At 70.4% G+C, this 19905-nt stretch carries 19 protein-coding genes and 1 pseudogene; 11 read left to right on the forward strand and 9 right to left on the reverse strand.

From position 1 onward, the window contains the following. Positions 1 to 49: 49 nt before the first annotated feature. Both LAJ19_RS11880 and LAJ19_RS11885 read right to left on the reverse strand, forming a co-directional pair. Complete coding sequence (locus LAJ19_RS11880) at positions 50 to 895, reverse strand: hypothetical protein (RefSeq protein ID WP_225475959.1); 846 nt, start codon at positions 893 to 895, stop codon at positions 50 to 52. A gap of 140 nt (positions 896 to 1035) precedes the next feature. After that, a pseudogene (locus LAJ19_RS11885) lies at positions 1036 to 1251 on the reverse strand (hypothetical protein); the annotation flags it as partial. Between the two features lie 99 nt (positions 1252 to 1350). Here LAJ19_RS11885 and LAJ19_RS11890 point away from each other — a divergent pair. The 5 genes from LAJ19_RS11890 (at position 1351) to LAJ19_RS11905 (ending at position 4895) form a co-directional block, all read left to right on the forward strand. Then, the gene (locus LAJ19_RS11890) at positions 1351 to 2298 is read left to right on the forward strand and encodes an ABC transporter substrate-binding protein (RefSeq protein ID WP_225475961.1); all 948 of its coding nucleotides are present in this window, start codon (positions 1351 to 1353) and stop codon (positions 2296 to 2298) included. 154 nt (positions 2299 to 2452) lie between these two features. Continuing rightward, positions 2453 to 2575 carry a hypothetical protein gene (locus LAJ19_RS21685; protein ID WP_255639832.1) on the forward strand — a complete coding sequence of 41 codons (123 nt, stop codon included), beginning with the start codon at positions 2453 to 2455 and terminating at the stop codon, positions 2573 to 2575. Positions 2576 to 2590: 15 nt separating this feature from the next. Continuing rightward, on the forward strand, positions 2591 to 3478 hold the full coding sequence (locus LAJ19_RS11895; protein ID WP_225475962.1) for an RIO1 family regulatory kinase/ATPase domain-containing protein: 888 nt from the start codon (positions 2591 to 2593) through the stop codon (positions 3476 to 3478). 93 nt (positions 3479 to 3571) lie between these two features. Further along, a complete protein-coding gene (locus tag LAJ19_RS11900) occupies positions 3572 to 3958 on the forward strand; it encodes a VOC family protein (RefSeq protein WP_225475963.1) in 387 nt (128 codons plus the stop codon). Between the two features lie 109 nt (positions 3959 to 4067). Continuing rightward, positions 4068 to 4895: an HpcH/HpaI aldolase/citrate lyase family protein gene (locus tag LAJ19_RS11905; protein ID WP_432804246.1), complete on the forward strand. Its 828-nt coding sequence runs from the start codon at positions 4068 to 4070 to the stop codon at positions 4893 to 4895. Between the two features lie 42 nt (positions 4896 to 4937). Here LAJ19_RS11905 and LAJ19_RS11910 read toward each other — a convergent pair whose 3' ends face one another. Together LAJ19_RS11910 and LAJ19_RS11915 are read right to left on the reverse strand one after the other, a co-directional pair. Continuing rightward, complete coding sequence (locus LAJ19_RS11910) at positions 4938 to 6170, reverse strand: M16 family metallopeptidase (RefSeq protein WP_225475965.1); 1233 nt, start codon at positions 6168 to 6170, stop codon at positions 4938 to 4940. After that, on the reverse strand, positions 6163 to 7455 hold the full coding sequence (locus LAJ19_RS11915; protein WP_225475966.1) for a M16 family metallopeptidase: 1293 nt from the start codon (positions 7453 to 7455) through the stop codon (positions 6163 to 6165). Before LAJ19_RS11915 ends, LAJ19_RS11910 begins: the two co-directional genes overlap by 8 nt. 110 nt (positions 7456 to 7565) lie before the next feature. On the opposite strand from LAJ19_RS11915, the gene LAJ19_RS11920 reads away from it, so the two are divergent. Then, positions 7566 to 8081 carry a M23 family metallopeptidase gene (locus tag LAJ19_RS11920; protein WP_225475967.1) on the forward strand — a complete coding sequence of 172 codons (516 nt, stop codon included), beginning with the start codon at positions 7566 to 7568 and terminating at the stop codon, positions 8079 to 8081. A gap of 364 nt (positions 8082 to 8445) precedes the next feature. Here the strand turns inward: LAJ19_RS11920 and LAJ19_RS11925 are convergent, their stop codons facing one another. From LAJ19_RS11925 to LAJ19_RS11945, 5 genes are all read right to left on the reverse strand, one after another. After that, positions 8446 to 9000: a GNAT family N-acetyltransferase gene (locus LAJ19_RS11925; protein ID WP_225475968.1), complete on the reverse strand. Its 555-nt coding sequence runs from the start codon at positions 8998 to 9000 to the stop codon at positions 8446 to 8448. A 9-nt stretch (positions 9001 to 9009) separates the two neighbouring features. Next, the gene (locus tag LAJ19_RS11930; RefSeq protein ID WP_225475969.1) at positions 9010 to 10083 is read right to left on the reverse strand and encodes an aldose epimerase family protein; all 1074 of its coding nucleotides are present in this window, start codon (positions 10081 to 10083) and stop codon (positions 9010 to 9012) included. 82 nt (positions 10084 to 10165) lie between these two features. Continuing rightward, on the reverse strand, positions 10166 to 11329 hold the full coding sequence (gene xylA, locus LAJ19_RS11935) for a xylose isomerase (RefSeq protein ID WP_225475970.1): 1164 nt from the start codon (positions 11327 to 11329) through the stop codon (positions 10166 to 10168). Positions 11330 to 11368: 39 nt separating this feature from the next. Then, on the reverse strand, positions 11369 to 12835 hold the full coding sequence (gene xylB, locus LAJ19_RS11940) for a xylulokinase (RefSeq protein ID WP_225475971.1): 1467 nt from the start codon (positions 12833 to 12835) through the stop codon (positions 11369 to 11371). Continuing rightward, positions 12832 to 14025, reverse strand: a complete 1194-nt coding sequence (locus LAJ19_RS11945) for an ROK family transcriptional regulator (protein ID WP_225475972.1) — start codon at positions 14023 to 14025, stop codon at positions 12832 to 12834. Before LAJ19_RS11945 ends, xylB begins: the two co-directional genes overlap by 4 nt. Before the next feature lie 352 nt (positions 14026 to 14377). On the opposite strand from LAJ19_RS11945, the gene LAJ19_RS11950 reads away from it, so the two are divergent. The 5 genes from LAJ19_RS11950 to LAJ19_RS11970 all read left to right on the forward strand — a co-directional run bounded on the left by LAJ19_RS11950 (position 14378) and on the right by LAJ19_RS11970 (position 19858). After that, positions 14378 to 15394 carry a LacI family DNA-binding transcriptional regulator gene (locus LAJ19_RS11950; protein WP_225475973.1) on the forward strand — a complete coding sequence of 339 codons (1017 nt, stop codon included), beginning with the start codon at positions 14378 to 14380 and terminating at the stop codon, positions 15392 to 15394. Positions 15395 to 15470: 76 nt separating this feature from the next. Next, positions 15471 to 16718, forward strand: coding sequence for an ABC transporter substrate-binding protein (locus LAJ19_RS11955; RefSeq protein ID WP_225475974.1), 1248 nt, complete (start codon positions 15471 to 15473; stop codon positions 16716 to 16718). Positions 16719 to 16779: 61 nt separating this feature from the next. After that, the gene (locus LAJ19_RS11960) at positions 16780 to 17715 is read left to right on the forward strand and encodes a carbohydrate ABC transporter permease (RefSeq protein ID WP_225475975.1); all 936 of its coding nucleotides are present in this window, start codon (positions 16780 to 16782) and stop codon (positions 17713 to 17715) included. Then, entirely contained in the window at positions 17712 to 18608 is an 897-nt protein-coding gene (locus LAJ19_RS11965; protein ID WP_225475976.1) for a carbohydrate ABC transporter permease, read from the forward strand. Before LAJ19_RS11960 ends, LAJ19_RS11965 begins: the two co-directional genes overlap by 4 nt. Before the next feature lie 2 nt (positions 18609 to 18610). After that, entirely contained in the window at positions 18611 to 19858 is a 1248-nt protein-coding gene (locus LAJ19_RS11970) for a glycoside hydrolase family protein (protein WP_225475977.1), read from the forward strand. Positions 19859 to 19905: the final 47 nt, after the last annotated feature.

Raw genomic sequence — 19905 nt, forward strand, 5'->3', positions numbered from 1 at the left:
GATACAAAACGGGCCGGGACAGCGTCCCGGCCCGGCCCATCCTCAGGGGTTACTCGTCGTCGCGGCGGTTGGTCCAGCCACGGTCCGCGCGGGCGCGGGGACGGAACTCGCTCTGCTCACCGGGGGTGCTGTCCCGGTCCTCGCGGGGACGGAAGGCAGGACGGTCGCCGCCCGCCTGGAAGCCGCCACGGTCGCCGCCGCGGTCCTCGCGGGGACGGAAGCCGCCACGGTCGCCGCCCGCCTGGAAGCCACCACGGTCGCCGCCGCGGTCTTCACGGGGGCGGAAGCCACCACGGTCGCCGCCGCCCTGGTACCCGCCGCGGTCCTCGCGGGGACGGAAGCCGCCACGGTCGCCGCCGCGGTCCTCGCGGGGACGGAACCCACCACGGTCGCCGCCGCGGTCTTCACGGGGGCGGAAGCCCCCACGGTCGCCGCCGCCCTGGTACCCGCCGCGGTCCTCGCGGGGACGGAAGCCGCCACGGTCACCGCCGCCCTGGAAACCGCCCCGGTCGCCGCCGCGGTCTTCACGGGGACGGAAGCCCCGGTCGCCGCCGCCCTGAGGCGCGCGGTCACCGCCGCGGAAGCCGCCCTGGCCCTGACTTTCGCGCATTTCACGCATCTCGCGGCGCAGTCCACGGATTTCCTTGCCCTGCGCTTCGAGCATTTCCTTCAGTTCGGCCAGCACGCCGAGCAGTTCGTCGGCGTCGATGTACTCCTCTTCGAGGTCCTCACCTTCGGCCCCTTCAGCGCCCTCGGCGCTCACGGCACCCTCGGTGCCTTCTTCCTCGGCGTCCAGCACCGCGTCCTCATCGGGTTCGCCCTCCAGCTGAGGAAGGATGTCACGCAGTTCTTCTGGCGTCTGCTCACCGGGGCGCAGCTCGTTGTTGTCCGTCATGGGTTTTCTCCTTTTTCCTGCACCGACCTGCCGGTCTCGCGGGCACTGCTCCCGGGACACTGGGTGTGCGGGCGTGCCCCCGAGTGTACCACCCCCGCGCCAGAGCGGGGCCGGGCGTGAAGTTTCCGTTTGGGCGGCGCTCAGCGTTGAAATACGCGCCTGAAGATGGCGTTCAGGACCGCCCACACGACCGCAGCGGCCACTGCGGCAAGCAGCAGGGCCAGCAGCGGATTCCAGGCGGCGCCCAGCCACAGGGCCAGGAACGCGAATACGGCGAACGCGGTGGCAATCAGCGTGGCGAAACGGCGCGCATTGTCGTCCGGCGTCCAGGAGTTCAGGTCCATACCGCCAGCCTGACATGCCGGCGCTCCGGGCGTGTCCCGCCCTCACGCGGGCGCAGCGGAGCGGCACGGGGCGTCAGCGCCGCGTCCGGGGAGGCGCCTATACTCGCCCTCATGAGACGCGCCGCTTTCCTGCTGCTGGGCCTGCTCGTCACCTCCGCGGCCGCGCAGCGCACCGTGAACATCGGCCTGGGGTACAACCCGGACGTGCAGTTCACGCCGTTCTACGTGGCCGACAAACTCGGGTACTTCAGGGCCGAGGGCCTGAAGGTGCAGTACCAGCACGGGTACGTGTCGCAGCTGCTGCCGCTGGTGCTGCAGGGCAAGCTGGACTTTGTGGTGGGCGATCCCGAGGACGCCATTTTCGCCCGCAACCAGGGGGCGGACGTGCGCTACGTCATGACCATGTACCAGAAGAACCCTGTGACGGTGTTCAGCCTCTCCCCGCTGGCCGGCCCGGCGGCCCTGAAAGGCAGGACGGTCGGCATTCCCGGGCCGTTCGGCAGTTCCTACCACGCCATCCAGGCCCTGCTGGACAGCGCGAATCTGAAAGAGGAGCGTGACGTGCGCCTCGCGAGTATCGGCTTCACGCAGGTGGACGCCGTGCGCGCCGGCCGGGTGGACGCCGCCGTGGGCTACGCCAACAACGACGTGCTGCAGCTCGCCCGCACGAGCGGCAGACGGGTGTACACCCTGGACATCGAGGGCGCCTACCCGATGGTCGGTGTGGGCCTGATCGCCAGCGGCAGAAGTCTCACGGGGGACCTCGCGAGGAAGGTCGTGCGGGCCAGCCAGCGCGGCCTGAAATTCACGGTGGCTGACCCGTCCCGCGCGTTCCGGCTCGCGCAGCCGGTGTTCGGCGCCAGCGGCACGCTGGACGTCCTGAAGGCCAGCACGCCCCTGATGTCCGGGCCGTACACGCAGGCGAACGGCCTTGGCGCCATGAACCCCAGCGCGTGGACCAAAGCGGTGGCCGCGCTCGTCCGGCAGGGCAAACTGCCCGCCGGGGCCAAAGCCACCGACTACTACAGCAACGCGTTCATCAGCCGCACCCTGAAGTAAACGCCCCGCCAGAACGCCGCCCCGAGCCCCGCGCCCGGGCGGCGTCTGACGTCTGCCAGGTGCGCTAGGCGTGATGGCCTACTGACCCGCAGTTTCGTGACACGCGCCGCTTTTGCCTGCTACGCTGAACCCATCACCGAAAGGAGGTGCTGCCATGACCAACATCACTGACGCCCGGACCGCCCCCGCACAAGGAGCTTTCGTTTCCACCCACCGGAGTGATTTTGCTGATTCCACCCTGGCCGCCTCTGCCTTCGGGCTGTCCACCCTGCACTGACCCCCAGGGGCGCCCATGAGCGCCTCACCCTGGACAGACGCCCAGGCTGACCCCTGGGCCGAGGACCACGACACCCCGCGCCGCCGCGGGAAGAAGAAACCCGTCGGGCGCCGCCAGCTCGCCCACCTGACCGCCGATGATCCGGAGGACGTGCAGGACGACGTGATCCGCCGCCTACACGACCTTGGCCACGTCACGGAAATCGTTGCGGAACTCAAAAGCGGCAAGGAAGCCACCGCGTACGTCGCCCGCGGACCACGCGGCAGTCTCCTCGTGAAGCTCTACCGCGACCTGCAGGCCCGGTCCTTCAAGGACGACAGTGTGTACCGCGCCGGGCAGGTCATCATCAAAGGCCGCGACCGCCGCGCCATCGAGGGCCGCACCCGCAAGGGCCTGGACATGCTCCAGCAGGGCTGGGTCGCCAGCGAGTACCGGCACCTGTGGACCCTGTGGCGCGCCGGCCTGCAGGTCCCGGAACCCCTCGCCGGGCCGGAGCCCTTCGAGTACACCGCGACCTACCCGGCTGTCCTGATGCGCCTGATCGGCACCGAAGACCACGTGGCGCCCCGCCTGAGCGACGCGCACCTCACCCCCCCACAGGCCCGCAGCGCCTGGGAGCAGAGCCTGAGCGGCATGGCCGACCTGCTGCGCCTGGGGTACGCGCACGGCGACTACAGCACCTACAACCTTCTCTGGTGGGAGGACACCGTGACCATCATCGATTTCCCGCAGCTTTCGACCCGTCAGAACCCGCACTTCCGCGACCTGCTCGCCCGCGACGCCCACAGCCTCGCCACCAGCTTCCGCAAGCACGGCCTTCACGCCGACGGGCAGAGCGTCCTGCGCGAAGTGCAGCGCCGCGCCCTGGGGCCCGCGCCCGAACCGCGCCTGCTGCTTCCCTGAGCCGGCAGGCCAGAGGGATGCGGCCCGCAGGCCCCGGCCTTCACCCCGCGCGCCCTGACCAGTCGGGCGCAGCGGCCCGGCCTAGGCTGAGGCATGCGCGTTCTGGAAACCTGCCTGTACGTCACTGACCTCGGCCGGGCCGAGCAGTTCTACTCCGGGGTGCTGGGCCTTCCCCTGTTCGCCAAGGTGCCGGGGCGGCACCTGTTCTACCGCCTGGAGGGCGGCATGCTTCTGCTGTTCGACCCCCGCGCCAGCGCCCAGCCGGGCGACGTGCCGCCCCACGCCGGTTCACCTGGTGGGCACGCCTGCCTGACCCTGGACCCGGCCCGCACCGACGACTGGGAAGCGCGCCTGCGCGCCGCCGGCCTGAACGTCACCCGGTACGCCTGGGGCGACCGGGGCGAGAGCCTGTACTTTCACGATCCCGCCGGAAATGTCCTGGAGCTCGCTCCGCCCCGCATCTGGGGCATTACCGTATGAGTATGCCCCGATCCCTCAAGGCCCTGCTGATTCTCGTGCCGTTCCTGCTGACGTCCAGTGCCGCGCGGTCCCGGCCGCGCCGTGAGGACCGGGCGTGAGGGCGCAGCCCATGCGCTCCGTGCTGTACGTCCCTGGTGACAAACCCCGCGCGATCGAGAAGGCCCGCACGCTGAACGCCGACGCGGTCATCCTGGATCTGGAGGACGCCGTGGCCCCCGAGTACAAGGCGCAGGCGCGCGCGCACGTGAGGGACGCGCTGCGCGGCACGTGGCGCGTGCCGGTCCTGGTGCGCGTGAATGGCCTGAATACACCCTGGGAGCATGAGGACCGGGAGCTGGCCCTCACGGCCGGCGCGGCTGGCATGGTCCTGCCGAAAGTGGAGGACGCCCGCGCCGCGCAGGCCCTCAGTCTGGGGCTGCCGCTGTGGGCCATGATCGAAACGCCCGGCGGCGTTCTGAACGCCGCGCAGGTGGCGGCTGTGCCGGCCGTGTCGGGCCTGATCGTGGGTGCCAACGACCTCGCCCGCGCGCTGCGCACCCGCGCGCACCCCGGGCGCGAGCCTCTCCTGCATGCCCTGAGTGCGGTGGTGCTCGCCGCCCGGGCGCACGGCAAGGTGCCGCTGGACGCCGTGTTCAATGACGTGCGGGATCCGGAGGGGTTCGCGCGGGAATGCGCGCAGGGCCGCGCGCTGGGTTTCGCGGGCAAGACCGTGATTCACCCGGGGCAGGTGGACGCCGCCAACGCTGCGTTCGGCGTGAGTGACGCCGAGGCGGACGAGGCGCGCGCCCTGATCACCGCGTGGGCGCAGGCCCGCGCCGAGGGCAGAAGTGTCGCCACGCACCGCGGCGCCCTGATCGAGCAGATGCACGTGGACGAAGCGCAGGACCTCCTGACCCTCTGGGAAACGACGCGGGAGGACCGCCGCCCGCACCCCTGAGGCGCCGGCCGCTCCCCGCTTCCTGCCGGTCAGCGCTGGTCGTCAGAACCGGTCGATGGGGCCGAGGGCCACGGTGGTCAGGTGCTCAAACGGGCACAGGCGCAGCACCTCGCGCACGTGCTCCGGCGTGATCTGCTCGTACCGGGCAACCAGATCAGCGGTGCTGAGGATGCGGCCGGTCGCGAGGTATTCCATGCCGAGCGTGAACAGACGGCCCTGAGGCGTCTCGGCGCGCAGGAGCGTCCCCACCGCGAGTTTGCGCGCGGCCCGGCGCACGCCCTGCGGGGTAATGAGCGTGCCGGCGTTGTCCAGCACGCCCCGGTACGCAGCCAGCACCTGAGGCGCGCGGTCGGGGTCGCAGGTAAAGCCCCCTTCGAAGGTGCCGGCGTCCCGGTACTCCAGGTGCGCGAGATCCGCACTGTCACACAGGCCGGTGTCGATCAGGGTCCAGTACAGCGCGCCGTTCTCCCCGCCGATCAGGTCCGCCAGAACGTGCGCCGCCTCGCGCAGCGGGTGCGAGGCACCCAGGCCGGGACTGGTGGCGGCCACGTGCACGCGCCCGAGGTCCGAATCGGTGATCACGCGCGTCTGGTCCGGCCACGCGGGCTGCGCGGGCCCCAGGGGAATGGGCGTGCCGGGCCTCCAGTGGGTGAGACTCGCCCCGGCCCACTGAAGCACCACCTGGGGGTCGAACTGTCCGGTGAGGGTCAGGGTCACGCGGTCGGCGCCGTAACGGTCACGGTGATTGCGGGCCAGCGCTTCGGGACTGAGATGCGAGACGGTCTCGGCCGTACCCAGGACCGGCCAGCCGAGGGGATGCCCGCCCCAGTAGTCGGCGCGCAGCTGGTCACCGACCCGGACGCTGGGCTGGTCGGCGTACATGGCGATCTCTTCGAGAATCACGCCGCGTTCCACCTGAATATCCGCCGGGCGCAGGGCGGGGCGCATCAGTTCGGTCAGGGTGTGCAGCAGCTCACCGGTCTGTTCGGGCAGCGCGGCCGCGTGGTACACGGTGGCCTCCTCACTGGTGAAGGCGTTCGCGTTCCCGCCCAGGTCATCGAGACGTTCGTTGAGCACCTGGGCGCTGAGTTCCTCGCTGCCCTTGAACAGCAGGTGCTCGATGAAGTGACTGGCGCCCATTTCGTGCGGGGTTTCCTCACGGCTGCCGGTGTTCACGAAGTACCCGGCGGCGACCGTCTGGGCGTCAGGGTCAGGTTCAAGCAGCAGGGTCAGGCCGCTGGGCAGGGTGTGGTGCTGGGTAGGGTGATCAGACATGCGTTCCTTGCAGGGCCGCCGGCGCGAGGGGGCGCGGGCCCAGGGTGACGAGGGTGGCCTGGCTGGCCGGATCGTAGCCGGCGAGGAAGCGGTTGACCCCCTCGAGGGTGAGGGCATTCAGCGAGGCGCGGAGTTCCGCGATGGAGCGGATGCGGCCGAAGACAGCGGCGTCACGCGTGAGGGCGTGCGCGCGGGCACGCGGACTTTCAGCGCCGAACACGACGCTGGCCGCAAGCCCGGCCCGGGCCCGGTCGAACTCGGCAGGTGTGAGCCCCTGCGGCAGGCGCGTGAATTCCGCGAGAATCACGTCCAGCGTCTCGGGGGCGCGGTCAGGGGTGCTGCCAGCGTACGCGCTGAGGAAACCCTGCCCGCCCAGAATGACCGGCGAGGCGCTCACGGCGTACGCCAGGCCGCGTTCCTCCCGCACCGCGTGGAACAGCCGGCTGGCGCTGCCGCCGGAGAGCGCCGTCAGGGCCACCTGCCACGGCAGCCAGTCCGGGTGACCGGGAGGGACACCGGGGGCCGTGAGGCTCAGGTGCGTCTGCTCGGCCGTAGCGTCAGGGGTGTGGGCGCGCGCGCCTCCCTGGAACACCGTGGGAATGGGGTCGTGCTGGCCAGGGCGCAGGTCGCCCAGCGCGGCGTGCGCGAGGTCCAGTGCCGCCTGCGGCTCCAGGTCCGCGACGAGTCCGAGGACCGTGCCCGCCTGCCCGTAGCGTTGCAGGTGAGCGTGCAGGCCTGCCGCGGTCAGGCCGTCCAGGCCGCTGAGGGTCCCGCTGGGCGGATGCGCGAATCCGGCGAACCGTGAGCCGGCAGGCGGCGGAAAGGCCACCTCACGCGCGCGGGTGGCGAGCAGATCGGCCGGACTGTCCTGCAGACCCTCCAGGTCCTGTCGGGCCAGGTCGGTCAGGACGGGCAGCTCCGCAGGCGGCAGGGCCGGGTCGGTCAGAACCTCCGCCACGAGGGCCAGGGCGCCCCGGAGGTCACGGGTAAGCCCACTGACGGAAAAGCGGGTCGCTTCGGGGCTCACGCCGCCGCCGCGCCGGACGCCCAGGTCGTCAAAGGCGTCCTGCAGGGCGCGGGCGTCCAGGCCTGCGGCGCCTTTGAACAGCCACTCCTCCAGCACCCCGCTCGCGCCCTCCTGACCGGCAGGGTCATGGGCGCTGCCGACAGGAACGCGCAGATCAAAGGCAAAACCGGGACTGCGGCGGCGTTCGAAGGCGACCGTCAGGCCGCCGGGAAGGGTCCACAGGTGGGCGGGGGGTGGGGTGACAGGTCGCCCGGGCATCCAGGCAGTCTAGAGCATGGACGCGCGCGCCTTGTGGCCGCGTTCATCTTTGGGCCACTGTGCAACTTTTGCCCGGTTCCGCCGGCCACAGAGCGCGGCATGCTGGGAGAATGCGGAGGGCGACGGGCGTGCTGGTGACGCTGCTGGTGCTTGTCGGGGCACTGTACCTGCTGTGGCCGGCGATTCAGAAAGCGCAGCGGACGGCGGCCCTGCTGGCCGAGCCGGTGCCCTCAGCGAGGAGCCTCCCCAACCCCCTGCCAGGGCAGCGCTTCGTGGATACGTGGGGCGGGGCGCGCAGCGCAGGCCGGCGGCACGAGGGCGTGGATATCTTTGCGGCGCGGGGCACGCCGATTCGCGCCACGACGCGGGGCGTGGTGCTGAATGTCGGCCCGAACGGCCTGGGGGGCCGCACCGTGATGCTGCTGGGCCCCGGCGGGCAGCGGCATTACTACGCTCACCTGGAGCGCTACCCGGACCTGAAACGTGGCGACTGGGTGAAGCGCGGGGCCGTGGTGGGCTTCGTGGGGGACAGTGGGAACGCGCGCGGCACGCCCCCGCACCTGCATTACGGGATCTACACGGCGGGCGGCGCCATCAATCCGTTCCCGTTGCTGCGGCAGAACTAACCCCCAATCGGGGGGTCACAGCCTGAACCGTGAAGCTCCGCACGTTCAGGCCAGGATGAAGGGGCGGCGTGCCCTGTGACAGACGCAGGCGACAGCAACGCACGCCTTCAGCCCTCCTCTCACACTGGGCATGCACGCCGGGCGCCGCCGGGCGTGACAAGCTCCCCGCGAGCCATGACCGGAGGCCGTCGGGCGTACCCGCCTGCCGGACCCGACCCTGGCGCTGCGGAGGCTCCTGCCGGCCTTCTCGGCGCCTCTGGACCCGGCCGGGTGGGAACGCGGGTTCCTGGTCAGGACACCGGGACCTGCGTTCACGAAGTGCCCTGAGACCAGAGACGCTTCAACGTCGCTGGGGAATGCGCTGTCAGGAGGGGTGGCGCTGCAGCCTGGCCCGGACAGCGGGCCATTCGGGGGCGATGATGGAGTACATGACGGTGTCACGCTGGGTGCCGTCCGGGCGGGGCATGTGCTGGCGCAGCACGCCTTCGCGCACCGCGCCGAGGCCTTCAATGGCGCGCTGCGAGCGGGTATTGAGCAGGTCGGTTTTGATCTCGACGCGCAGCATGCCCAGTTGCTCGAAGGCGTGCGCGAGCAGCAGCCACTTGAAGGTGCGGTTGGCGGGCGTGCGCATGAAGGCCGGGGTCAGCCATGTGCTGCCGATCTCCAGGCGCCGGTGCGTGGGGCGCATCTCCATGTAGCGGGTGGCGCCGGCGTACTCGCCGTTCACGAGCGTCACGAAGGGCTGCTGGTCCGCGGCGTCCAGCGCGGCGGTGTAGTAGTGCTCCAGGGTGGGAAAGGTGCCCATCCGGGCGTACTCGCCGGCGTGCGCCTGGGCGAGGGCCATCAGGGGCGCGATGTCCGCCCGGTTCAGGGGACGCAGGGTGTACGGGCCGTCACTGAGGGTCAGGTGGTGCTGCACGCCGGACTCTCAGCGCACCCGGAAGGTGTGCGTGGTGAGGGACGTGAAGGTCTGGCCTGGGTTCAGGTGCGTGGAGGGGAACTGCGGGCGGTTGGGGGCGTCCGGGAAGTGCTGCGTTTCCAGGCACACGGCGCTGTTGCGGACGTGCACGCGCCCGCCGTGCCCGGTGTGACGGCCGTCGAGGAAGTTGCCGCTGTACACCTGCAGGCCCGGTTCGGTGGTGTGGATGCTCATCTCGCGGCCGCTCGCGGGGTGGTAGAGCGTGGCGGCGGGCCGCAGCGCGCCGGGCTCGCCGCGCACGACGAAGTTGTGATCGTACCCGCCGGGCAGCGTGCCCTGGTGCGCGCGCAGCTGCTCACCAATTGCGCGGGGCGTGCGGAAATCCATGGGTGTGCCGGCCACGGCGAGCACCTCACCGGTGGGAATGCCGTCCGGGTGGATGGGCGTGTAGTGCTCGGCATGCAGGGTCAGTTCGTGCGCGGCGATGGTTTCAGCCGGGTTGCCGCTCAGGTTCCAGTACGTGTGGTTGGTGAGGTTCACGACGGTGGGTGCGTCGGTCTCGGCGTGGTACGCGATGCTGAGTGTGGGGTCGGGGCTGAGCGTCAGGGCGTACGTGACGCGCACGTTCAGGGTGCCGGGGTACCCTTCCTCGCCGTCCGGGCTGACGCGCGTGAACGTCACCTGCGCGCCGCCGTCCGTCGGGGCAGCCTCGCCGGTCCAGAGGTGCAGGTCGAACCCGCGCGGCCCGCCGTGCAGGGCGTTCGGGCCGTCGTTCGTGACAAGCTGCACCTCGCGCCCCCCCAGGGGAAAGCGGCCGCGGGCGATGCGGTTGGCGTGCCGGCCGACCGTGCTGCCCAGGAACGGAGCGGCGTCGCGGTCCAGGTACGTTTCGGCCTGGTCGTGGCCCAGGACGACCTCGCCCGGCGTGCCGGTCCTGTCGGGCAGGTGCAGGCTCACCAAGGTGGCGCCCAGGCTTGAGAAACGCGCCTGGACGCCGCCGGGCAGGGTGAGGGTGAAGCGGTGAATGGGCTGCCCGCCGGGCAGGTGTCCCCAGAGGGCCGAGTGAACCTGGGCAGTGGTCATGATTGCTGAGCGTACCGCTCCGGCGCTGCGGGCGCTGCGGGGTCTGCCGGGCACCCGCGCGCGAGGGTGGGTGCAGCGTGCGCTACCGGACGCCCAGCAGGAGTTCCATGGTCAGCTGGTCCAGCGCTTCCAGGCCGGGGCCGCGCGCACCCAGCGCCGCCCGGTCGAAGGTGTGGGCCTTGAGAGCCTGGGCGTTTGCCGCGGAGAACGTGGTGAGCGGCGTCAGGGCGGGGTCCTCCACGCGGTAGGCGCTGATGGCCGCCTGAATCTCAGGGTCCTGCGCGAACTGCCGGGCCTTCTCGCGCAAAATCAGGTAGGTGCGCATGCAGCCCCGGGCGAACGCCCACACGCCCGCTTCGTCCTCGGTGCGCAGGGCGTGCGCGTCGAAGTGCTTCGGGCCGGCGTACCCGGTGTCCTCCAGGAGTTTCACCAGGAAGAACGCCGCTTTGGGGTTCTCCGCCCCGAAGCGCAGGTCCTGGTCAAAGCGGCCCATCTTCTGGTCGTTCAGGTCAATGTGAAAGAGCTTCCCGGCATCGATGGCCTGCGCGACCGCGTGCGGAAAACTCAGGCCGGCCATGGTTTCGTGCGCGAATTCGGGATTCACGCCGAACAGGTCCGGCCGGTCGAGCGTGGCGATGAAGCCCAGGGCGCTGCCCACGGTGGGCAGGAAGATGTCGGCGCGCGGTTCGTTCGGTTTGGGTTCCAGCGCGAAGCGGTAACCGTAGCCCTGCACCTCGCTGTACTCGGCGAGGTAGTTCAGGCTGTCCCGGAACCAGCCGAGCGCGTCCAGAAGCTTGCCGCCGGCGTCCACCTCGGTGCCTTCGCGGCCGCCCCACAGGACGTAGGTGCCGGCGCCGAGTTCGGCGCCCAGGTCCATGGCGTGCATGGTCTTGTGCAGCGCGTAGGCGCGCACGCGGGCGTCCGCGCTGGTGAACGCACCGTCCTTGAAGGCCGGATCGGTGAACAGGTTCGTGGTGGCCATGGGCACGACGAGCCCATGGTCGGCGAGCGCCTGACGGAATTCACGCACGATCGCGTCGCGCTGCGCGGCGCTGGCGCCGGCGGGGACGAGGTCGTTGTCGTGCAGGTTCACCCCGTATGCGCCGAGCCCGGCAAGCCGCTGCACCAGGTACGGCGCGCGCAGGGCAGGGCGGGTGGCCTCACCGAACGGGTCGCGGCCGACATTCCCGACCGTCCAGAGGCCAAAGGTGAACTTGTCGGCAGGCGTGGGAACGTAACTGGTCATGGGGACTCCTTGAACGTGAAAGGGGCGAGGGCGGGCTGGTCAGGGGTACAGCGCCTGCCTGGTGCGGGCGTAGGCGCTCAGGGCGGCTGTCATGTCCGCAGGGGGGGCGGCGGGCAGCGTCTGCGGGCGGGTGGCGTTCACCGCGGCGTTCAGGTCGGGGTGCAGGCCGGCGGCTGGCATGGCGAGAATGGCGGCCCCGTGCGCCGCGCCGGGCTGGCTGGCGGTGGGCTGCACCGGCAGGTGAAGGGCGCCGCTGGCGAGGCCCAGCCACAGGTCGCTGCGCGCGCCGCCCCCCGTGGAGATCAGGGTGCGCAGGGGCGCCAGAGGCTGCATGACGGCGTACGCGTCGGCGAGTGCGGCGACGCTGCCTTCCAGCACGGCGCGCGTGAGGTGCCCGCGGCCGTGCGCGAGGCTCAGGCCGGTAAAGGCGGCGCGCGCCTGCGGGTTCATCAGGGGACTGCGTTCCCCGGACAGGTACGGCAGGAAGGTCACGCCGCCGGCGCCGGGCTCGACGGCCGCAGCCTCGTTGATCAGGGTGGTGAGGGGAACGTCCGGGGCGAGCTGACGGTGCAGCCAGTCCAGGGACCCCGCGGCCGAGAGGGTGACGCCCAGCAGGTGGTAGCTGCCGTCCGCGTGCGCGAACAGGTGCACGCGGCCGTCCGGGTCGGGGGTGGGGTGCGCGAGGGGCGCGAAGATCACGCCGCTGGTGCCCAGGCTAAGGCTGCCCACGTCCGGCCGGGCCGCGGTGAGCCCCAGGGCGATGCCGGCCGCGGCGTTGTCCCCGCCGCCCGCCACGACGGGCAGCCCCGCAGGCAGACCGGTGGCGGCCGCCCACGCAGCGCTCAGGCGGCCGGTGACGTCCGTGGAGCGCCGCAGCGGGGGGAACAGCGCGGCGCTCAGGTTCAGCGCCCCGAGCAGGTCGGCGTCCCAGGTGCCGCGCGCGAGGTTCAGGGCACCCACGCCACTGCCGTCGCTGGGTTCGGCGGTCATCTCGCCGGTCAGGGCGTACCCCAGGTAGTCCTTGGGCAGCAGGGCGTGCCGCAGGCGGGCGTACACGCCGGGTTCCTCGTCCCGCAACCACAGGAGCTTGGGCAGCTGGAAGCCGGTCACGGCGCGGTTCCCGGTGCGCGCCACGAGTTCGGCGCGGGGCACGCGCGCCTCCATGTGCGCCACCTGCGCTCCGGTCCGCTGATCATTCCAGAGGAGGGCGGGCCGCAGAACTTCACCCTGGGCGTCCAGCGGCACCAAGCCGTGCATCTGCCCGCTGAGCCCCAGCGCGGCGGGCACCGCTCCGTGCCCGCGCAGGAGACTGCTCAGCTCACGCAGCGCGGCCTGCGTGGCGCCGAGCCAGTCGGCGGGCCGCTGCTCGGTCCAGCCGGGCTGAGGGGTAAGCAGCGGGTAAGGGCGCGTGGTGTCGGCAAGCACCTCGCCCTGCGCGGTCAGGGCAACGGCCTTCACGCCGCTGGTGCCCAGGTCCACGCCCAGTGCGACGGGCACGCCGGTCACGCGCGGCCCTCAGGGAGCGAGGCGATCACGCGGGCCAGCACCTGCGCGGCGGCGCCCGCCGCGGGCCGGTCCACGCTGTCGGGGCGCACGATGACGCGCACGGTGGGCGCGCCAGGGCGGCGGCGGTGCGCGTGGTAGAAGTCCAGGGCGGTGTCGATGAGGGGACCTCCCAGGCGGGTCAGGGCGCCGCCGATCACGATGTCACTGGGGTTCAGGGTGTGGTGCAGGTTCACGAGCAGCAGACCCAGCGCCTCTCCGGCACGGCTCAGGGTGACCTGCACGGCCGCTTCGCGCAGGCGCGGCGCGAGGGTCTCGTCGAGCGGTTCGTGCACGTTCAGCGCGAGGGCCGCGCGGATGGCCCAGCCGCCCAGCAGCGTCTCCACGCAGCCGCGGTTCCCGCAGTGGCAGTACAGCCCGCCGGGTTGCGCCACCGTGTGCCCGATCTCGCCGGCCAGGCCGTGTGCGCCGCGCAGCACCTCGGGTACGCCGCCTTCACTGCGGACCAGGCCGGCGCCCACGCCGCTGCCCAGGCTGATGTACGCCAGCAGCGCCGGCTCGGGCGCCGGGTGGCGGTACACCTCACCGAACGCGGCGGCGTTCGCTTCGTTGTCCAGGAGGCGCACGCCCGGCAGGCCCGGCAGGTGCGGGGCAAGCCGCTCCAGGAAGGGCACGTCCTCCCAGCCGAGATTCGGGGCGTACAGCAGGCGGGTGCCCTGCGGGTTGACCGGGCCGGGCAGGGCCACGCCAAGGCCGAGCGTTTCGCGGGCGCGGACGGCCGGGTGGGCCAGGAGGTCGCGCAGGAGGTCAGCGAGGGTGGCGGCGGCCTGGTCCGGCGTGCCGGTGGGGGCGCGCAGGTCGGTGCGTGCCAGGACGGTGCCGTCCAGGGTGGTGGCCAGGGCGCGCACGCCCAGAACGCCGATCTCGGCGCCCAGGAGGACGTGCTGCGTGGGGTTGAGCTGCAGGGGGCGGCCGGGGCGGCCGACGCCGCCGTGCTGGGTGTCTCCCTCGTGCAGCCAGCCGGCCTGCAGGAGCGCGGTGACGACGCTGCCGACGGTGACTTTGGTGAGGCCGGTGTGCAGGGCGAGGTCGGCGCGGCTGAGGCCGGGGTGACGGCGCAGGAGGTTCAGGACGGCGGAGCGGTTGAGCTGTTTGAGATAAGGCTGGTCTCCGGAAGTGGGGGGGGCAGACATCCAGGCCTCCTGAGTAAATTTTTCTTACTAATTCAGCCTATGAGCAGCCGTGGCTTCTGTCAAGTTTTGGCGAACCTATCGACAATAATTGTCGTGCTGGCGGCACTTAATCACAGCATTTTAGTAATTAATATGTCTTAATTCCACTCTATGGATACAAAATCGATTCAGAAAGCCCTGCAGCTCCAGACAGTCTCCGCCAACCCACACAGCAATTTCACGTCACGCGCCCGCTCCATTCCGGTTTTGGCATGAACAAATTCTCTTGACAGCGCTTTCACCGCCGCTTACGCTGTGGCTATCTTCACATCACCCCCACGAGCGGACACCCGGTCCGCTTGCAGGAGCACCCATGCTCGAACCTGTCACCCTGGCGCAAGTCGCGCACGAAGCGGGCGTCTCGCCCAGCACCGTGTCGCGAATCCTGAACGGCACCGCAAACGTCACCCCCGAGAAACGCGCCCGCGTCGAGGCGGTCATCACCCGGCTGAACTACCGTCCCAACCCGCAGGCCCAGGCGCTGGCCGGCGGCCGCAGCCTGACAATCGGCGTGATCACCCCCAGCCTGCACTCCACCTTCTACGGCGAGGCGCTCGCCGGCATTGAAGCGGCCCTGAACGACACGCCCTACCACCCGATCGTGATCAGCGGGCAGTGGCGCACCGAGCGCGAGCAGGAAGCCCTCGACGTGCTGCTCGCCCGCCGGGTGGACGCCGTGATCATGATGGGCGGCATCCTGGATGACGAGATCCTGCAGCACGTGGCACGCCGCGTGCCCCTGATCGCCGTGGGCCGCGACGTGCGCGGGCTGGGGGACTGCAGCATCGTGATGGACAACCGCGAGGGTATGCGCCGCATTGCGCACCACCTGCTGGCCCTGGGCCACCGGACCTTCGCGTACATCACGGGGGCCGAGCGGCAGCAGGACGCCGTCGAACGCCGCGTGGCGTTCACGGAAGCGCTCGCGGAGGCCGGCGTGCAGCTCTCCCCCACGCTGGTGCGCTCCGGCAACTACACCGAGGAGGGCGGGCTGCTCGCGGCCGCTGAGCTGCTGGAGGCCGGGGAGCCGTTCACGGCAATGGTCTGCGCGAATGATCAGATGGCACTGGGGGCGCGGCTGACCCTGTACCGGCGGGGCCTGACTGTGCCCGACGACATGTCCCTGACAGGCTTTGATGACGTGTTCACGTCGTCACTGATGACGCCCCCCCTGACGACGGTGCGCCAGGCCATCTACGACATCGGGGTGGTGGCGGCGCGGGAGGCGCTGAGTCTGCTGGAGGGTCAGCCGGCGGGGCGTCAGGTGTTCGTGCCGGAGTTGATCGTGCGGGAGTCCACGGGGGCGCCCCGCGCCAGGAGCAGTCCGTGAGTCCGGGTGGAGGGGCCCTGCCGGGCCGGGGATACACCCATTTTGAAAGCGCTTTCACAACGACCTGGAGGTCATCATGAAGAAATCCGCCGCGTTCGCTCTCGTTACCGCCCTGCTGCTTGGCAGCGCCCAGGCCCAGGAGAAAGTCACCCTGACCGTCGCCGCTTTCCCCAGCCTGGACAGCGCCATCAAGGCCATCATGCCCGCCTGGACGAAACTGCACCCGAACGTCACCATCAACCTGCAGGCGCAGCAGTTCGCTGACCACCACAACGCGATGACCACCGCGCTCGCCACCGGCCAGGGCCTCCCGGACGTCATGGCCATCGAAGTCGGGTACGTCGGCAAGTTCGCCGAAGGGCAGGGCCTGGAGGACCTGAACAAGGCGCCCTACAGCGCCGCACAGTACAAGAAGCTTCTGACGGGCTTCACGGTCGCGCAGGCCACCAGCGCCGACGGACGCTTCATCGCCATGCCCACCGACATTGGCCCCGGCACCTTCTTCTACCGCAAGGACGTGCTCGACAAGGCCGGCGTGAACCCCCTGAGCATGCAGAGCAGCTGGGAGTCCTACATCACCGCCGGGAAGAAGATCAAACAGAAGACCGGCGCGTACCTCGTGAACACCGCCGCCAGCGTAAACAACATCGTGATCCGCACGAACCTCAAACCCGGCGAGGGCATCTACTTCGACAAGAACAACACCCTGCTCGTCGGCCCCGACAACGCCCGCTTCGTGCGCGCCTTCACCCTCAGCAAACAGGTACGCGAGGCCGGCCTGGACGCCAAGATCGGCGAGTGGACCAACGAGTGGTACGACGCGTTCAAAAAAGGCACCGTCGCCACGCAGTTCAGCGGCGCGTGGCTGCAGGGCGCCCTGCAGAACTGGATGGCGCCCGACACCAAGGGCCTGTGGCGCGTGCAGAACCTGCCCGAGAAGGGCTTCGCCTCCTGGGGCGGAAGCTTCTACGCCATTCCCAGCAAGGCCAAGAACAAGCAGTGGGCCTGGGAGTTCATCAAGTTCATGACCGTCAATCAGCAGTCGCAGATCACGGCCTTCGAGGACAACGGCGCCTTCCCCGCCCTGCTGACCGCGCAGAAGGACAAGGTCTTCAGTGAACCCGTGGACTTCCTGGGCGGCCAGAAGGCCCGCATCCTGTGGCGCGACGCCGCCACCAAGACCCAGCCCATCGACGTGAACAAGTACGACTCCGTGGCCGAGCAGATCCTGCAGACCGAACTGACCAACGTGCTCGAGCAGGGCAAGGACATCAAGCAGGCTCTCGCGGACGCCCGCGCGCAGATTCAGCGCCGCGCCCGCTAAGGCCCACCGCCCGCCCGGGAGGCCCCACGCGGTCTCCCGGCGTCACGGAAGGACACCCACCATGTCACAGCGACTGACCGCCCCGCCCCGCGCCCGCCTGAGCTACACCCGGCTGCAGCAGCGTTTCGCGCCGTACGTGTTCATCAGCCCGTTTTTCCTTCTCTTTCTGATTTTCGGGCTGTTCCCCCTGCTGTTCAGCCTGTTCCTGGCCTTTCACCTGTGGAGCCCGCTTGACGGTCTGGGTCACTGGAAGTTCGTGGGCTTCGAGAACTTCACCCTGGCGCTCGGCGCGCAGGACATGTTCTGGAAGACCCTGAAAAACACCCTGTGGATCGGGCTGCTGTCCGGCATTCCGCAGCACCTCGTGGCGCTGCCGCTGGCGTTCATCATTCACCAGAGCCTGCGCCGCTTTCAGGGGGCGTTCAGCACGGTGCTGTTCCTGCCGTACATCACGAACGCCGTGGCCATCGCCATTGTGTTTGCCACGCTGTACTCCGAACGGCTGGGCATCCTGAACTACCTGCGCGGCCTGATCGGGCTGGATCCGGTGCGCTGGCTGGGCGACCCCAGCATGGTGCCCTACTCGGTGGCGGCGGTCGTGTTCTGGCGGTTCGTGGGGTGGAACACCGTGCTGTACCTCTCCGGCCTGCAGGCCATCAGCGAGGACGTGTACGAGGCGGCCACCGTGGACGGCGCGAACCAGGTGCAGAAATTCTGGTTCATCACGCTGCCGCTGCTGCGTCCCATGATGTTCTACGCCTTCACCCTGACCATCGTGGGCAGCATGCAGCTGTTCGAGGAACCCTTCATGCTCCTGAACGACGGGGGCGGCAGCGGCGGCGCCGGCCTGACCACCGCCATGCACATCTTTAACACCGCCTTCCGCGACCTGGACATGGGCTACGCCAGCGCCATGAGCTGGCTGCTGTTCCTGGCGATCTTCGTGATGAGCATGCTGAACAACGCCCTGTTCTCCCGTGGAGGTGAACGTCAGTGACCAGCACCCCCGTGCCGGCCATCAAGCCGCGGCGTCAGGTGCGCCGCCCCACCCTGAACTGGCGCCGCGCGCCGCTGTGGACCGTGATGCTCGCCGCGTGCTTCCTGTCGGTCGTGCCGTTCTACCTGATGTTCGTGTGGGCGTCGCACCCCAGCGCAGAGGTGTTCACGTTCCCGCCGCACCTGTGGTTTGGCGGGGCGTTCGCGGACAACGCGCAGGCCCTGATGCGCATCACGGACGGCCAGGCGGCCCGGCAGTTCTGGAATTCGCTGTACATCGCGGCGGCGTCCACCGTGACCACGCTGTTCTTCTGCTCGCTGGCCGGGTACGCCTTTGCGATGTACGACTTCCGCGGCAAGCGGCCCCTGTTCGCCTTCATTCTCGGCACCATGCTCATTCCGCCCCTGGTGATGGACATTCCCAGCTTCCTGGTCATGAACAACGTGCTGCACTGGGTGGGGCAGCCGCGGGCGCTGTGGGTGCCGGGCATGGCGAACGCCTTCGGGATCTTCCTGATGCGGCAGTACATCACCTCGGCGCTGCCCCGTGAACTGATCGAAGCGGCCCGCATGGACGGCGCCACCGAGTTCGGCACGTTCCGGATGGTGGTGCTGCCCCTGATCCGCCCGATCCTGGCGACGCTGGGCGTGGTGACGTTCGTGGGCGCCTGGAACAACTTCAAGGGCGCACTGATCATGAAACTCAGCGAACCCGACACCATGACTCTTCCGCTGAGTCTGCGGCGCATGGCGGGCGGCGCCACGAACGTGAACGTCGACTGGGGCGCGATCATGATGCTGGTCGTGATCACGGTCATTCCGCTGCTGATCGTGTTCCTGTTCGCCAGCCGTCAGGTGATCAGCGGCCTGACCAGCGGCGCCGTGAAGGACTGACCGTGCGCCCGGCCCGGACCCTGCTGCCGCTGCTGCCCCTGCTGGGGTGGGCGGCGGCAGTCACGGTCACGCCTGGCCCCGCGGCGCCGCGCGTCATTCCTGCCGGCGCAGTGAGCGGCTTCAACCTGGGCAACTGGATGCCGGTCGTGGAAGCGCTCCCCGCGCTGCAGGCCCTGCGACCGGCGCTGCTGCGCTGGCCCGGCGGGAACATCGGGGATGAGCAGGACCTGACGCGCGCGGCCCTGCAGACCCTGAAAACCAACTGGACGCTGCTGGGCGAACCGGACCTGATCGTGCAGACCCGCGTGTTCACCCGCGGCGGCGTGGGCCGCGCCGCGCCGGAGGACGCCGCGCAGGCCGCGCGGGACGCCCGGGACCTGGGCCTGCGCGTCGCCTACTGGGAAATCGGGAATGAACCGGACCTGTACGCCACCAACCGCAGCGACCCCAGCTGGACGCCGGCGCGCTACTGCGCGGCGGTGGCCGCGCAGCGCGCCGCGCTCCTGGCGGTGGACCCGCACGCACGCGTGGCCGGGCCCGCCACCAGCAACCCTGGCCCCTTTCTGGATGAGGTGATTCGCCAGTGCGGCGCCAGCTTCGACCTGATCACCTACCACCTCTACCCCACGGACGGCGCGGCAGCGCCCGACACCGCACTAGCCAGTGCTGCGCGCGTGACGGCCAGCGCCGGACACCTGCGCGAAGTGTGGGCCGACCCGCAGCGCAATCCCACCGCGCCGGACCGCAGCCTTGAGCTGGCCGTTACGGAGTACGCCCTCTCGTGGCGCAGTGACCGCGCCCGGCACCTCGGAGACGCGGTGGGGGGCCTCTGGGCTGCCGAGGCCGCGCTGCGCCTGGCGGACGCCGGGGTGCCCGGCGCGTACTTCGCACTGATGGGTGCCGGCAACCACGGCCTGCTGGATGAGGCAGGCTTTCCCCGCTTCTCGTACGCCGCGTTCCGGGAACTCGCCCACTACCGCGGCGAGCGGCTGGATGTTCAGGCCGACGACCCGCGCGTGTGGGTGCACGCCGCCCGGCAGGGCGAGCGCGTCACCCTGCTGGTCCTGAACACCTCCGGCACGCCGCTGCCGCTCACGACGGCGTGGCCGGGCTTCACGGTGATCGGCGCGAAAGCCGTCACCGAGGAGGACGTGAACGCCGACCGGCCCCCCCGCCCGCTGAACGTCCGCGGCGCTGTGGCGCTGCCGCCCCTGAGCGTCACCCGCGTGGTGCTCGCCCCCGCCCGCTGAGCGGCCCCGTCTGCCCACCAGTGACCGCCCGGCGTCGCCTGAGACCC

It is taken from the genome of Deinococcus taeanensis (genome assembly GCF_020229735.1).
GTDB classification, from domain to species: domain Bacteria; phylum Deinococcota; class Deinococci; order Deinococcales; family Deinococcaceae; genus Deinococcus; species Deinococcus taeanensis.

What these genes read in the sequence shown, in the direction of transcription:
- LAJ19_RS11930 (WP_225475969.1), bottom strand. Translation starts at nt 10,083, where the DNA reads ATGACCACTGCCCAGGTTCACTCGGCCCTCTGGGGACACCTGCCCGGC.
- LAJ19_RS11945 (WP_225475972.1), bottom strand. Translation starts at nt 14,025, where the DNA reads ATGTCTGCCCCCCCCACTTCCGGAGACCAGCCTTATCTCAAACAGCTC.
- LAJ19_RS11890 (WP_225475961.1), top strand. Translation starts at nt 1,351, where the DNA reads ATGAGACGCGCCGCTTTCCTGCTGCTGGGCCTGCTCGTCACCTCCGCG.
- LAJ19_RS11900 (WP_225475963.1), top strand. Translation starts at nt 3,572, where the DNA reads ATGCGCGTTCTGGAAACCTGCCTGTACGTCACTGACCTCGGCCGGGCC.
- LAJ19_RS11915 (WP_225475966.1), bottom strand. Translation starts at nt 7,455, where the DNA reads ATGCCCGGGCGACCTGTCACCCCACCCCCCGCCCACCTGTGGACCCTT.
- LAJ19_RS21685 (WP_255639832.1), top strand. Translation starts at nt 2,453, where the DNA reads ATGACCAACATCACTGACGCCCGGACCGCCCCCGCACAAGGAGCTTTC.
- LAJ19_RS11910 (WP_225475965.1), bottom strand. Translation starts at nt 6,170, where the DNA reads ATGTCTGATCACCCTACCCAGCACCACACCCTGCCCAGCGGCCTGACC.
- LAJ19_RS11905 (WP_432804246.1), top strand. Translation starts at nt 4,068, where the DNA reads ATGCGCTCCGTGCTGTACGTCCCTGGTGACAAACCCCGCGCGATCGAG.
- xylA (WP_225475970.1), bottom strand. Translation starts at nt 11,329, where the DNA reads ATGACCAGTTACGTTCCCACGCCTGCCGACAAGTTCACCTTTGGCCTC.
- LAJ19_RS11960 (WP_225475975.1), top strand. Translation starts at nt 16,780, where the DNA reads ATGTCACAGCGACTGACCGCCCCGCCCCGCGCCCGCCTGAGCTACACC.
- LAJ19_RS11920 (WP_225475967.1), top strand. Translation starts at nt 7,566, where the DNA reads ATGCGGAGGGCGACGGGCGTGCTGGTGACGCTGCTGGTGCTTGTCGGG.
- LAJ19_RS11950 (WP_225475973.1), top strand. Translation starts at nt 14,378, where the DNA reads ATGCTCGAACCTGTCACCCTGGCGCAAGTCGCGCACGAAGCGGGCGTC.
- LAJ19_RS11880 (WP_225475959.1), bottom strand. Translation starts at nt 895, where the DNA reads ATGACGGACAACAACGAGCTGCGCCCCGGTGAGCAGACGCCAGAAGAA.
- LAJ19_RS11955 (WP_225475974.1), top strand. Translation starts at nt 15,471, where the DNA reads ATGAAGAAATCCGCCGCGTTCGCTCTCGTTACCGCCCTGCTGCTTGGC.
- LAJ19_RS11895 (WP_225475962.1), top strand. Translation starts at nt 2,591, where the DNA reads ATGAGCGCCTCACCCTGGACAGACGCCCAGGCTGACCCCTGGGCCGAG.